Origin of the sequence: Arthrobacter sp. UCD-GKA, assembly GCF_001863355.1 — a bacterium.
Classification (GTDB): domain Bacteria; phylum Actinomycetota; class Actinomycetes; order Actinomycetales; family Micrococcaceae; genus Paeniglutamicibacter.
The window spans coordinates 545048-558781 of the sequence record NZ_MOLR01000004.1; the positions used below are offsets into that span (position 1 = coordinate 545048).

7 protein-coding genes and 1 riboswitch are annotated in these 13734 nt (G+C 61.6%); of the genes, 1 reads left to right on the plus strand and 6 read right to left on the minus strand.

The window, feature by feature from the left end; translation table 11 throughout:
• Positions 1–26: 26 nt before the first annotated feature.
• Positions 27–884, plus strand: a complete 858-nt coding sequence (locus tag BLJ79_RS08815; protein ID WP_083411129.1) for an ABC transporter substrate-binding protein — start codon at positions 27–29, stop codon at positions 882–884.
• Positions 885–1029: 145 nt separating this feature from the next.
• Here the strand turns inward: BLJ79_RS08815 and proA are convergent, their stop codons facing one another.
• The 6 genes from proA to BLJ79_RS23540 all read right to left on the minus strand — a co-directional run bounded on the left by proA (position 1030) and on the right by BLJ79_RS23540 (position 13091).
• A complete protein-coding gene (gene proA / locus BLJ79_RS08820) occupies positions 1030–7356 on the minus strand; it encodes an anti-phage protein ProA (protein ID WP_139194783.1) in 6327 nt (2108 codons plus the stop codon).
• Between the two features lie 369 nt (positions 7357–7725).
• Positions 7726–9195: an aldehyde dehydrogenase (NADP(+)) gene (locus BLJ79_RS22360; protein ID WP_139194784.1), complete on the minus strand. Its 1470-nt coding sequence runs from the start codon at positions 9193–9195 to the stop codon at positions 7726–7728.
• A gap of 53 nt (positions 9196–9248) precedes the next feature.
• The gene (locus BLJ79_RS08825) at positions 9249–10556 is read right to left on the minus strand and encodes an MFS transporter (protein WP_071214326.1); all 1308 of its coding nucleotides are present in this window, start codon (positions 10554–10556) and stop codon (positions 9249–9251) included.
• Between the two features lie 80 nt (positions 10557–10636).
• Positions 10637–11719 (minus strand): zinc-binding dehydrogenase, encoded by a 1083-nt coding sequence (locus BLJ79_RS08830; protein WP_071214527.1) that lies wholly within the window; start codon positions 11717–11719, stop codon positions 10637–10639.
• Between the two features lie 133 nt (positions 11720–11852).
• Complete coding sequence (locus BLJ79_RS22365; protein ID WP_175475424.1) at positions 11853–12596, minus strand: IclR family transcriptional regulator; 744 nt, start codon at positions 12594–12596, stop codon at positions 11853–11855.
• Positions 12597–12926: 330 nt separating this feature from the next.
• Positions 12927–13091, minus strand: coding sequence for a hypothetical protein (locus tag BLJ79_RS23540; RefSeq protein WP_217641852.1), 165 nt, complete (start codon positions 13089–13091; stop codon positions 12927–12929).
• 550 nt (positions 13092–13641) lie between these two features.
• Positions 13642–13732: riboswitch (glycine riboswitch) on the plus strand.
• Positions 13733–13734: the final 2 nt, after the last annotated feature.

Here is a 13734-nt window from a genome sequence, read left to right on the forward strand (position 1 = left end):
CTTTCACTCACTCTAGGAGAATCTCAATGAGCAAACGCCACCTTGCAATCCTGCCCCTTGCAATTGCTGCCTCAATCGGACTCACTGCCTGTGTCAGCGGAACAGCTGCAACCAATGACGATGGCGAAGGGTTGCCCGCTGAAATCGTGGCTTCGGGAAAACTCCGAGTCGGTCTTTCCGCGAATCTGCCGCCGATGGAGTACAAGGATGACGCAGGAGCCTATGTCGGTGCTGATGTAGACCTGCAAAAGGAACTTGGCCGGGTTCTTGGGGTCGAAATTGAGATCGTTGAGTCCCCGTTTGACCAGTTGATCAACTCTGCACAAACCGGACGCGTCGACATCGTCATGTCCGGAATGTCCGACACCGTTGAACGGCAAAAGACCGCGGATTTCGTTGACTACTTCAAATCGGAGGGGCGTCTTTACGCCACCGGGCCACGGGCCAAGGACTTCACCAAGGTCACTGATATCTGTGGAAAGACCATTGCTGTCAGCGGTAAGACGGACTACTTCACTCAGGTAGCAGAGCTCAGCAAGCGCGAATGTGAAGACCGAGGGAAACCGGCCGTAGAACTGCTCTCGACTGATTCCGGGACTGCAGCTCGACTCCAGATCGACCAGGGCCGGGCCGATCTCGCTGCCCAGAGCGCCGAGAACCTTGCGTACTTCGAGAAGACGGAACCCGGTAAATACAGCACAGTGTTGGAGCCCCTACCCTCCAAGCCGCTGGGAATCTTGATCAAAAAGGGCAACAAACAACTCACCGATTCCGTCCTCCAAGGATTCAAGAAAATGCATGACGATGGCTCCTACGCAGAGGTCCTGAAACGCTGGAACATCGACTACGGCGCTATGGAACCGACGATCAACGGTGCTTCATGACCGATTGATAGGAAGCGGCCAGTTGCTGAACTGTTAATGATGGTCTGGTGTCGGGTGGTTGAAAATTCATCCACCCGACACCAGCGTCCCAAACGGCCTAGACATTTCTGCCGGTTTCTGGCGTGCCCGACCGACGGCCCTGCGGTTATCCGGCCGGACGAATCCGCCCGGCCACGGATTCCAGGCGCTGCTCGCGCACCGCAAGCTCCAGACCTTGCTGCAGGCAAGTGGAAACCTTCTCGGTCATGCGCCCGTACCCCAGGATCCCCATGGCCTCGCGTTTGAGCTCGTCGACGCCTGATTTTCCGGCGAGGGACGCCCTGGCACACATGAGGTTGGAGATCTCCCGGGGGCTGATCTCCTCGATCCCCGGTACGTGCGCCGCGAAGCCGGTCCGGTAATCGATCCACCGGGCCGGCTCCTGCTTGGCCGGCCAGATGAACCCGTCGGCATCGATGGCAAAGGACTTCTTGTCCAGTGCCGCCAGCATCGATTTTTCCCGGGCCGCAGACACCCTGCCCAGGCCGTAGGCGTTGATGGCCAGCCTGGCCAGTCGCCGTTGCTGGATCGGTCCTTCCGCTTCCACGATCTCGGCCAGCAGCGCGGCGGCCTTCCGCTTGCCCGCGGCCCTCTTCAACTCGTCGAGTTCATCGACGGTTCCCGCCAGGCGGGCCTCCCACGGCGTGAACGGCACGGCCTTTCCCGGATAGCTGCGCGGCTGCACCTCGGTTTCCTCTTCAAGAGCGTCCTTTGCCACCGAGGCCGCGGTTTCGGTTTTCCGATTGTTCGGGGAAACCTTGCGTGGCGCCGTTTCCCTGGCCGTTCGGACCTTGGAAGCCTTGGCCAGTTCGGCATCGATGGAGGCGAGGACCGATTCGGGATCCTGGTGCCAGGCCGGCAACCAGATCCGCACCACCGATTCCCAGCCCAACAGGTTCCGCAGGATCTCCTGCGGCAAGCCGTCGCGGTCCCCCACGGTCTTGCGCGCGGCCCAGGGTTCGCCATCGAGCAGGATCGCCATCAATGGCTCGTCAGGGCGCTCGGACAGCGCCACCGTCGCATCGATCCTGAAGTCCGAAAGCCCGACGTTCGTTTCCACCCGGTGCCCGCGTGCCCGCAGGGCGGCTGCCACCTGCTCGCGGTGCCGGTCGCGCGCGATCGCGGCCAGCGAGCCGTTGCCCAGGGCGTGGGTGCCCTCGGCTGCCAGGTCCAGGTAGGCGCGCAGGTGCTTGATGCCCAGCGCCGAGGAATCCTCGGCGCGCAGGTCGGCTGGGTCGAAGCTGGTGAACACCATGACCTGGCGCCGGGCGCGGGTCACCGCAACGTTCAAGCGGCGTTCCCCGCCGATGTTGTTCAGCGGGCCGAAGTTCAACGGCAGCCGTCCGCGCTCGTTGGCGCTGAAGGCGGTGGAAAACAGGATCACGTCCCGCTCGTCGCCCTGGACGTTTTCCAGGTTCTTCACGAACAGGCCTTCCTCCTGTACATCCAACGCGGCACCCAGGCGTTCGTCCGCATGGTCGCGCAGCAGGGACTCGACCAGGTCGCGCTGCGGGGCGTTGAACGTGACCACGCCGATGGAGGGGACCGCTTCCGGTGAGGCATCGAAGCGCGCCTTGATCTCCGCGACGATGTGTTCGGCCTCCACCGGGTTGGTGCGCAGGATGCCGGCGGCACCCGTGCGGTGGAAGGTGCCCTGGACCCGGCGAAGGCAAATACCGTAGCCCTCGATCCCCGCGCGTGCTGCCCCGTGGCGCGGGGAAGGGAAGGAGGAGAGCTTGCCGGCGTAGTAGTGCTTGTTGCTGAAGGCGATCAGGGATTCGTCCTGGCTGCGGTAGTGCCAGGACAGCCAGCGGCGGTCCACCCGGGCCATGACGGCCTCGGAGAGGATCGATTCCTCGTCGGCGACCAGCAGCTCGGATTCCTCATCGTCCTGCGGGTCGATGGACACCTCGGCGAAGGAGCTGGGCGGCATCTGCTTGGAGTCCCCCACGATAACCGCCGATTTGGCCCGGCCCAGGGTGCCGATGGCGTCGGCGACGCGGATCTGCGAGGCCTCGTCGAAGACCACGATGTCGAATTCCCCTGCCCGCGGCGGGAAGAACCGGGCGGCGGAGTCGGGGCTGACCAGTACGCAAGGCAGGATACTGGTGACCAGGTCCCCGTAGGAGTCCATGAGCCTGCGCACGCTCAGCCCTCCGCGGCGGCGCTCGAGCTGCCGGGCCAGCTCCCCCATGCGGCTCTCGGCCCTCTTCAGTTTTTCCGCACGTTGCCGGCTGATCGCCTCGGGCAGGGACTTGCCCACGTGCTTGCGCAAGGCCGTCGACGAGGAGGCGAACCGGTAGATGGTCCGCGCCTGGGCCTCGGAGTTGAAGGCATCGAATCCGTTGGCCGCAAGCCTTTCGGCCAGAGCGGATTCGGCGGTGCCGCGCATGAATCCGCGCAGCGCATCACCTGCAGGGAAGACCCCGGTGGCCAGTTGTTCCCAGGCAGCTTCGAGCCCGTGGGATTTGAGGGGCTCGAGGTTTTCGACGAAGGCGTTCCAGCGTTCCAGGCCGCGTTGGGCCTGGGACCCGGTGCCGCGCTGTGCGGAGCTGCGGCCGAACCTGCCCAGGAATCCCGGTGCGTCGCTCCAGGCCGACGGCGTGTGGGTTTCGCGTGGAACCGCGTCGCGCAATGCTTCCCAGGCCGCGGCAACCTCGCGCAGTTCCCCGGCGAGCGCGGCAGGGAACGGAGCAGTCCGGCCCAGCACCTCGCGCAGCAAGGCCATGTACCGGTCATCCACGCCCGTGGCCCCGGCTTCGGAGAGCAGCCCGGCCAGGTGCACCAGTTTCTCGCGCTGCCCGGCCACCGAGGCGATGTCGCCGTCGACAAAGGGATTCCAGTGCGCGTTCGGCTCCAGGCCCGGCAGTTCCCCGAGGCCCTGCACGAGTCTTGCGCACCGGGCCCGGGCCTCGATCAACGACTCGAGGATGGTTACAAGGTTCTTGGCGTCGTCGTCGGTGCCCTTCCACTGCGGGCCGAAGTGTTCGGCGATGACCCGCAGCCGCCGCTTGTTTCGGCCAATGCCCAGGAAGCCGAATTTGTTGGCCTCAGTGGCCGCCGCGTGTGCCGGGGCAAGGTCGTTTTCCAGCACCGCGGGTGCGACAAGGTTCGGCAGCCAATCCATGGTTTTCGCCAGTTGGGTGGCTTCGGCCAGCAGCGCGGTGGAGCGTTCCTGCCAAGTGGAGGTGGCGGCGGCATCGAGCACCGGCAGCGGGACTGCGGCGGTGAGCAGGTCGGCCAGGTGCACCAGGTGTTCCGGTGCCGCGGCGCCATCGACCAGGGCGGCAACGGCGTCGTCGTTTCGTGTGCTGGTCGCCTGGGACATGGCGAGTTCCAGGGTTGCCGCGGATCCCAGCAGGGCGGCTTGTTGGTCGCCTTCGAGTGGGCCGCCCATGAATCCCCAGGGGTGCTCGAGCCGCGGGTTGGCCGGCTGGGCGGTGTCGGGAAGCTGGAGCAATGCCTCGCGCACCGCCGCAACCTCGGCTTCGCCGGCCTGCGCGGCAAAGGCCTCGGGGATCGGCAGGGCGGCGATGTCGGGGTCCATGGACAGCGCCGCGTTGTATGCCCCGTAGGCGGAGTAGCCGGCCGGATTCGCTTCGTGCAGGCCATGGGCGTAGCCGGCCAGGCGGCGGACCGAGGTTTCCAGGTCTCCGGTGGCCAGTTTCATCCCCGCGGTGTCGGCGAAGACCAGGTGGTCGAGGGATGCCTTGATCTGTGCGCGCACCGCGTTCGGGGAGGATCCCTTGTCATGCAGGTCCAGGGCGAACTCCCCCAGCCCCACCTCGTTCAGGCGCTTGGCCACCACCTCGAGCGCGGCACGCTTCTCCGCCACGAAGAGCACCCGCTGCCCGTTGGCCATGGCGTGGGCCAGCAGGTTGGTGATGGTCTGGGACTTCCCGGTGCCCGGAGGTCCCTCGAGCACGAAGGTGCGCCCGGCCCGGGCGGCGGCGACGGCCTCGAGCTGGGAGGCGTCGGCTGGGACCGGGAGTTGGGCGGCCAGCCGGTCAAGGTCAACGACCGGTTCGGCTACGGTGCCTGCCGGGTCGATGAATTCGCTGGTCGGCGTCTGCACCAGGTGGCGCACCAGCGGGGCGTCCATGAAGGTTTCCCAGTTCTCGTCCAGGTCGCGCCACATGCGGAACTTCGCGAACTGCAGGATCGCCAGGTCCACGCTCCCCTCCACGTGGAAGGGAAGCTCGGCCGCCACCAGCGCCTCGCGCAGCGCGGTGAGCGCGGCGGCCAGGTCGATGCCCGATTCGTCGCGCACCGGGTCCTCGAACCCGGGGATGCGCAGGCCGAACTGCTCGTGCAGCTTCTCGCTCAGGCAGTAGTTCGGGGTGGAGGAGCCGGTCTCGTCGATTTCGATGCGATAGTGCTTTCCGCGTCCGGCCGGCAAGAGGCGCACGGGGACCAGGAACAAGGGCGAGCGCAGCGCCCGCCCGTCCATCGACCAGTTCAGCGACCCCACGGCCAGGTACAGGTTGTTGGCGCCGTTTTCCTCGACGATCCGCTTGGCGTCGCCGGCCATCCGGCGAAGCCGGGTCAGGTAGCGGTCCGCCTCCAGCCGGGTGTAGACCTTCCCGCGGTTCAGCAGCAGCTCGATGCGCCGCTCGATCGGAAGCGACGGGCCGGAGGTGTAGCGCTGGGCATCCAGGGCGGAAATCTCGTCGGCGGGCAGCAGTTCGATGGCCCGCCCGTTGTTGACCAGGTCCTCGAAGCCGTCCACCACGGATTCCGGCACCGCCAGCGGGAAACGCGCGCGTTCGGTGAAGTTCAGCAGGCGGTTGCGCAGGGACAGATCCAGCAGCCCGTTTTTCCAGGCGGTGATGCGCGGTGGCGCAGGCTTGCCCGCGGAGACCGGTGCCGAGCGTTGTCGCTCGGACTTTTCCTTGAAGAAGCGTGCCAGGGTGTCCGAGGCCGCTGCCTTGTACTCGATGACGACCGGCCGGCCGCTCTCCGAAAGCCCGCGGGCCGGCAGAGGGGTGATCCCGCTGCGCCTCGAGGCCCGGATGTCGATGGCAAAGACCAGGTGTTCGGCGGCAGCTGCACCCCGGGCATGGTCGTGCATGGTTGTGGCGGAGGACTCCGCGAGGGAGGCGCGCCGGTCCGTGGTGATGGCGGTGCTCTCCACGATGCGCAGGTGGCCGGCCGCCACCAGGTTTGCCAGTGCCCCGGCGCCCTCGGCATCGAGGCTGCTGCTGGGCAATGCCCCCTCCGGGGTCCGCCAATAGGCCAGGAATGCATGGTCCTTGGCCAGCCAGATCACCGAGTTGATGCCCACGGCTTCCAGCAGCGCGGAGAACAGCAGCGTGGTTTCCAGGGAGGAGCCAACACGCTCGGTGAGGACCTCCTGGGCGCCGCGGAGGTATTGCCCGCCCAGATCGGCCAGGTCCCAGTTCGCCGGCGGGGCCCCGAAGCGGATGCCGCGGGTGCCGAGCACCTCGAAGATCGACTCGACCGACGCATCCACCCGTTCGGATCCGCCGAGTCCGGAGCCGGGGTTCGAGGTGCCGGTGCGGGCACGGAAAATGTCGCCGGCCTCGGACAGCAGCTCGGTGAGCAACGGGTGCTGCGGTTGCACGAACGCCGCCAGCAGTTCGGCGTTGGCCTGGGTTCCGGCACCGGTCCAATGGCTCGCCGGCAGCAACTCGATGGAACCGGATTGCTCGGCAACCAGCTTCCCGTTCTCCGCCACCCGCACGATCAACGTGCCCGGGCGCCTCGAATCGATCAGGGCAAAGGCAGCCGGATCAAGCACCACATCCAGGTCGTGCAGGGTGCTCACCCCGGCAGGAAGTTCCAGGCGGCGATCGGCCACGGCGGAGACCGGCAGGTTCCCGCTCATCACCACGGCGGTCACCAGAACCGAACGTGGTTGGCCGGCGCGATTCTCCAGCACCACCCGCTCGAGGATGCGCGTGTGCGTGTGTGCCGTGGCGTAGTTGACCGACTTGCCGTGTGCGATGTCGACCGAAATGGAGCCGCGGCTTGGTCCCCGGACCGAAGCCGGCGGATGGTCGCCCACGGCCGCGGAATGGAGCAGTTCCGCCACTTGCTCGGCCTCGTGGTCGAGATCCAGCCCGGCCAGGAAATCCCTGCAGGTTTCCAGGGCGCGCTGCATGTCGATCGCTGTGAAGGCGGTGCCATTCGCCCAGCCTTGGTGGATTTCCTGCAGCCGGCGCGCTTGCTGGCTCTGCTTTTCGGAGAGCCCGTGGTCTTCAGGTGCGGAGCATAGTTCGCGCAGTTGCGCGGCAAGGTCAACGATGCCCGTGGACGCACCGGGATTGCCCAGGACGTGGTCGAGTTGTCCCGCCAATCCCGTCCAGCCGGCGGCCGCGGTTCGGGCCGCGCGCTTCTGGTCCGTGAACACCGCGAGGGCACCGGAGACGATTTCCAGTGCATTTCCCATATAGTCACTGTGAATCGTCAAGTGTGCCGTCCTTTGTTTCCCCGCGGGCTCGACATTTGCCGTGCCCACCCATTCGTTCCTTAGAACTTATCCCACGCAGGTAAGGAAATTCATGGGTCCCATCGTGGGCGCTACGTTATGCCTCTTCGAAGAGAAGCCGCCTGCGGAAGATGCTCATCTTCCGCAGGCGGCTTCGTCGGGTCTTGTTAGGATGTTGTCAGTTGAAGCACCGCGGCATCGCTGACGGCGCATGGACGACCGCGACTTCCACCGATGTGAGTGGAATCGGCCAGACGGTACCCCGAACGCGAATCAAATGCGATGTTGCTGCTCGGGGATGCGGCCTTTTCAGGGCACGCGGTCAGAAACTCTTGCTGTGGCAATCAGCTTTCAATCGCCCTCACCATTAACTTGTCGCGGAATTCCCAAGGGATTCGATTCCCGCAAATGGGTTGGCAAGAGGTGCTCCGGGAATCCTTGGAAAGCCAGAGGGCGGAGGAAACGATCCATAGCCGCCGTGCCTACAGAGGTGCTTTGCACCGCGGTGCTTGCTGGGTAGGGGCCACCGTGCTGCTGTGCGTAAGTGACAGAAACACCCGTTGGCCACTGATTCCAGAGGACTCGTCCGGCCTTATGTGAGAGCACTTGCAAGAGGGATCCCACTTCACATGAATCAGTGCCATGGATCGAAGCCGTTAGTTGACCTTCATATAGCCTTGCCACTTCGCTGAGCTCCGAAGAGTCTTCATACGTAATGACCAGTGCTGCCGGACCGAAACACTCTGCAAGCAACGACTCTGGGTCCCTGCGAATTTGCTCCAAGGTGGTGTGAAAGAGTATCGGCCGGGCATCGCCACGCGTTCGTGAATTGGATTCGTTCAGCACTTGTACCCCGGCGTGGCCCTCGAGCTTCTCTTTGGCATCGGAGAATGCAGCCAAAATTCCTTCATTGAGCAGGGGCGCTTCCGATGGAAGTTCCATATTGCGAAGCTCATCAAGAATTACGCTCTCGCTCGGTATAAACAGAGTTCCTGGCTTTGTACAAAGCTGCCCCGCACTCTGAGTAAAGGAGGTCACGAACTCACGGGCGATGGATCCGCCACGCTCCTCTGCTGCTGCCGGAGTAACGAATACGGGGTTGTTGCTGCCCATTTCACCATAGAAGGGGATTGGTTCTGCACGTCCCGAGGCAATGTCGAACAACGTTCGCCCACCTGGAATTCCCCCGGTAAACGCGCCAGCTTTGATGCGAGAATCCGCCAGCGCTTCAGCGCCATTTCGGGTTCCGAAAATTATGTCAAAGGTTCCGCCCGGCGCTCCGGCATCCACGAGTGCGGTTAGAACCACATCCGCGGTCTTGCGGGATAACGCCGGGTGTCCGCGGTGAACCTTGAGCACTACGGGGCAACCAGCGGCCAGTGCAGATGCAGTGTCACCGCCGGCGACAGAGAACGCAAAAGGGAAGTTGCTGGCGGCAAACACGAGAACTGGGCCAAGAGGCTGCATAGTTCGGCGTAAATCGGGACGAGGAGCACCCATGGGCCACTCGTCGTCCTTATGGTCAATTCGCGCATCCAGGAATTCTCCTCCGAGAACCTGCTTGGCAAAGAGCCTCAACTGGAACGTTGTTCGTTTCAGTTCACCCCGGAGCCGGGGTTCCGCCAGGTGCGTTTCCGCCACTGCTAATCTGATGAGTTCGTCCGAGGCTTCGTCGAGCCGATCGGCGATGAGTTCCAATGCTTCAGAACGCTCGATCAGTGTGGTGCCGGCCCATGGCTCGAAGGAGGATTCCGCCTTTGCCAGAATGAGTTCCAGTGCGGCTGCCGATGTTTCATTTATGGTCTCAAGTGTGAGCGCCATGATTGCCTTTCTTAGGAGCTTCACCCAGGCCTCAGCCAAGGTTGCAGCAGAAATTAGTCGATTTCTTGATTTCGCTTTTCTTTGGCGAATGAAACTGCCACGACCGAAATGGCGCCACAGAGCATAACGAACAGGCCGACCGGGACGTAGCTGCCGGCAAACGCGGTCAGCAGTGCAGTTGCAATGAGCGGAGCGGGCCCACCGGCGATCGCTGCACCAAGCTGGTACCCCAAAGAAGCGCCCGTGTATCGGATATCCGGAGTGAAGCTCTCGGCAATGAGCGTTCCGATGAGCGATCCATAACTTGGCCAAATGATCGCGAAACCAATGAAGCAACCGATAGCCAAATGAATGAGCGATTTCTGGTTCAGAAGCCACAGGTAAGGCAGGATGAAGGCCATAACAGCGATGGAGCCACCAATGAATACCGGTTTGCGACCAATCTTGTCGGACAGCGCGCCAAACTTAACCATGGAGAAGACGCCGAGGATCGAGCAGATCAGAATTATCGCTAGTACGGGAGTCCGTTCGTAACCCAGTGAAATGGCGTATGAGACGGTGAACGTCGCGAAAATGAAAAACGTAGATGTCTCGACAATCTTGGCACCGGTTGCGATGAGGACCGATCGCCAGTGGTACTTGAGCGTTTCTACGATCGGAATACGCTTTTCGTTGCCGGCAAGTTTCATCTGACGGAAGGACGGGGTTTCATCGACTCGATGTCGGATCCACAAACCAACCAGAAGCAGAACAGCAGAAAGCAGGAACGGAATTCGCCATCCGTATGTGAGGAACGCTTCCTTGGGGAAAAGAGCGTCGGCGCCAAGCGTGGCAATGTTTCCCAAGGCCAGTCCCAGGAGCGCACCAGTTTGCGGAACTGCGCCGAAGAATCCTCGGCGTTCCTTCGGAGAATATTCGACGGCCAGCAACAGCCCCCCGCCCCATTCACCGCCCAACGCCAGACCCTGGATGAGGCGCAAGATTGTCAGGAGGATGGGGGCACCTACACCAATGGCTGCATAAGTAGGCATCAGACCGATAGCAACAGTGGCAACGCCCATCATAGTCAGGGTGACTAGCAGCGTTTTCTTCCGGCCGATTCGGTCACCGATGTGGCTAAACAATATGCCGCCAATGGGTCGTACGAAGAAGGCAAGAGCAAACGATGCAAGGGAGAGCATCTGGCTGGCGGTTGGATTATCCGAGGGGAAGAAGAGCGGACCGAAAACGAGGCCCGACATTGTGCCGTAGAGGAAATAGTCGTACCACTCGATGGTGCTTCCGACCGCGCTGCCCCAGAGAGCGCGCTTGCGGTCTTGATTGGTGACTTGGATGGTCACCGCAGATGTTTGGGCTGACATTTAGAACTCCTGTGTGAGTGATCAGGGAATGCCCTAGCTACGCTGCTGTGGCCTTCCTATGTCGATTTAGTTCGAGTTGACTAAGTCATGAGGATGACGGCCCGGCCCGCGCCGCCGCCAGACAAGTCGTCGAAAGCTTCGTTAATCTCATCGAGCGCGAAGCTGTTGCCCAGCATTGCGTCCAGAGGCAGTTTTCCTGCCAGGTACATCCGCAGGATTTGTGGAATCTGAACCGAGAGATTTGAGGAACCGTACAAGCTTCCTCGGATGGTCTTTTCCTGTTGGACCGCTTGATTCAGGGGGAAACGGATGTCGGTATTCGGGTTGCCCAGTCCAATTACGAAGGCGGTGCCTCGTGGACGCAGTGCGGTAACGGCCGCAGTAATGGTTTCTTCACGCCCGATCGCTTCGATGGCCCAGTGAACTCCCGTTTCAGTGATCTCGAGAACTTGAGTAACTAAGTCCACGAGTTTGCTGTTGATCGTGTGGGTGGCACCTAGCTCCCGCGCTTTATCAAGTTTCTGGTCGTCGATATCGGCAACGATGATGGGGTAGGCGCCGACTGCGGCTGCCCCAATGACTGCCGAAAGTCCGACTCCGCCGGCACCAACAATAAGCACGGATTCACCGGCAGCATGCGGCATACCGTTGAGTACCGTACCCATGCCAGTTACGACGGCGCATCCTACGATTGCCGCAATGGCTGAAGGAACTTCCTTAGGAACCTTGATGAGGGATTCTTCGGAAACAACGCACTCTTGCGCAAAGCAGGAAACACCCATGAGGTGATGGACAGCCGTGCCATCATGATCCAAGCGAGAACCGCCGCGCAGCAAGCCATTAGTGACGGCGTGGATCTTGCCCAGAGTGCAAAGCGCCGGACGACCAGAAGAGCAGTATTCGCAGGAGCCGCATCGAGGTCGCCACGTCATGATTACCTTGTCACCAACCGCCACGCTTCGGACCCCGTCTCCAAGTTCTTCGACAATCCCAGCACCTTCATGCCCCATGACAATCGGCGTCTTACAGGCCAGATCGTTCTTCATATAGTGAAGGTCGCTGTGGCATACGCCTGCTGCCTCTATCCGGACCCGGACTTCCCCAGGGCCCGGCGCGCTAATGACCAACTCGGTCACCCTCAGGGGCACATTGGGCTCTGTCATGACTGCGGCTTTCACAAACGACTCCTCGTAACGATTTTGTCGCTCGTGACGTTTGTCACGGCGACTAGGAAATAGCCTGTGATCACGTGTCGTTGAAGTCAAAAAATCGTCCCACTCAGTGGGACAGGTAATGCTAGAGGCTTGCCCAGTATGGCGTAGCCCGCACCTGACGGTTCAAGCCGAGCGTCGCGGCATGAACAGCCGGCCCCACTATGCGCATATCAACGCTACCTACCGGTGCGGTGATTGAGATTACTGCGAGCGCCGTTCCATCGCTTCGAAGGATTGGGCTCGCCGCACATGATAAACCTCCATGGGACTCTTCAACCTCGTAGGCAATGCCATCTCGGCGCGTACGTTCCAATTGGGCGGCCAATTCTTTTGGATCGACGATGGTCCGAGGCCCGATTTTTGTGAGGGCGCTACTGAGGACCAGTTCTTGGACTTCCGCGGCCGAGTGGGCCAATAACGCCTTGCCTCCAGCAGTGGCATAACTGGGCACCCTCCCGCCGATTCGTGAGGGAATACGAAGCTCTCGGTGCTTTCCGCGGAGGATCTCGATATATACGACATCCAAGCCATCAAGCACGCCAAGTTGCACTGTCAGACCAGTTGCTTGCCGAAGATCAGACATGGTGGCCAAAGCCAGTCGGCGCAGGTTCTTGGGCTGTTGTGCCCGTTCCCCCAATTCAAAACACTTCATGCCAATCTGGTATCCGGACTCGGTGTGGGCAACGAAATCATGCCGATCAAGGTCCACGAGTATCCGCGCGACAGTCGCCTTGGGCAGGCCCGTACGACGCGCAATTTCCGAGCCCGTCAACACCGGGTCATCAACATTAAACGTCTCGAGGATGACACCAATGCGATCGACCATCGAGACCGGTACCTGAGGGAGAGAAACAACCATGCGAATTATTATGCGTCTTACTCAGTGAGACATGCAACACAAATGAGCGAGGCGGCAGTTGTGTTTCTAAGTCCATTGAGGCGGATAGATCCTGCTGAGAAATTGATCATCATCTGAACACCAGCATTCATCGCCCTCTCGTTGAAACGAATTTAGCGGCAGCCCAGATAGCTTCAACACTGCTGAAGGGGTACGTTGCTGATAGCAACACTTGACTGCTCACCCAGGAGGGCATCTGCGATACGAGGCTTGGGAAATATCGTGCCTAGCAAGGCTGAGAGTAGGTTCCTCCGGCGCCTATTTGTGGTCGTTCTCGGTCAGTTCGATGACGAAGGTGCGGCGCTCGGTGATCAAGGCCTCGCGCATCACAAAGACCTCGCCTATGGCCATGCGTAAGACCTCGCCGGAGAACTCGGTCATCACCACGTCGTCCCCTTCGACAAAGCGCACTATGAGCAGCACTGGCGGTCCACTGAAATCGGGGCTTGAGATCGCGGGTCGTAGACTTCCTTGCCGTTGAGCCGAAAGTGGCCGAAGGCCCTCCACTCAGTGTCGCCGGTCAGGCACGAGAGGATTTAGGCGTGATCCGAATTGTTTAATCCGTAGATGTACTTCCTGGCGGTGTCTTTGTTGGCAGACATATTTAAAACCGCCGGGAATCGGGGTGTGGCGCTTCGATGGGCATCCGGCCCCGGTGTGCGCATCCGGTGATCGATAACAAGTGGACAGGCGAGGCCGCCATGCATTTTTTCAAGGCTAACCACCGGTTCATCTCGATGGAATGCTTGTCCGCCCGAAATCCATTCGATGCGCGAGGTATCTTCCGGAGCACCGCCCTCCTTACTCGATTGCAGGCGGACGAGGTTGGCTCCTTAGGCCATCGATGACCAGACGCAAAAATATTGATTCACGACTGCTTGGTCGGGAGAAACAAAAGAGCCACTGTGACCCGCGTCAAGTATTCTTGGTCGCACGCGGAAAAGCATCCGCACACAACTGAATAGTCTTCCGGTCACGCGCGGCTGGAGAGTCCCGGACACCACTCGGGCACCGAAGGGGCAAGCACCCGCAATCTCTCAGGTACCAGGAACAGCCGCGTGAGGAA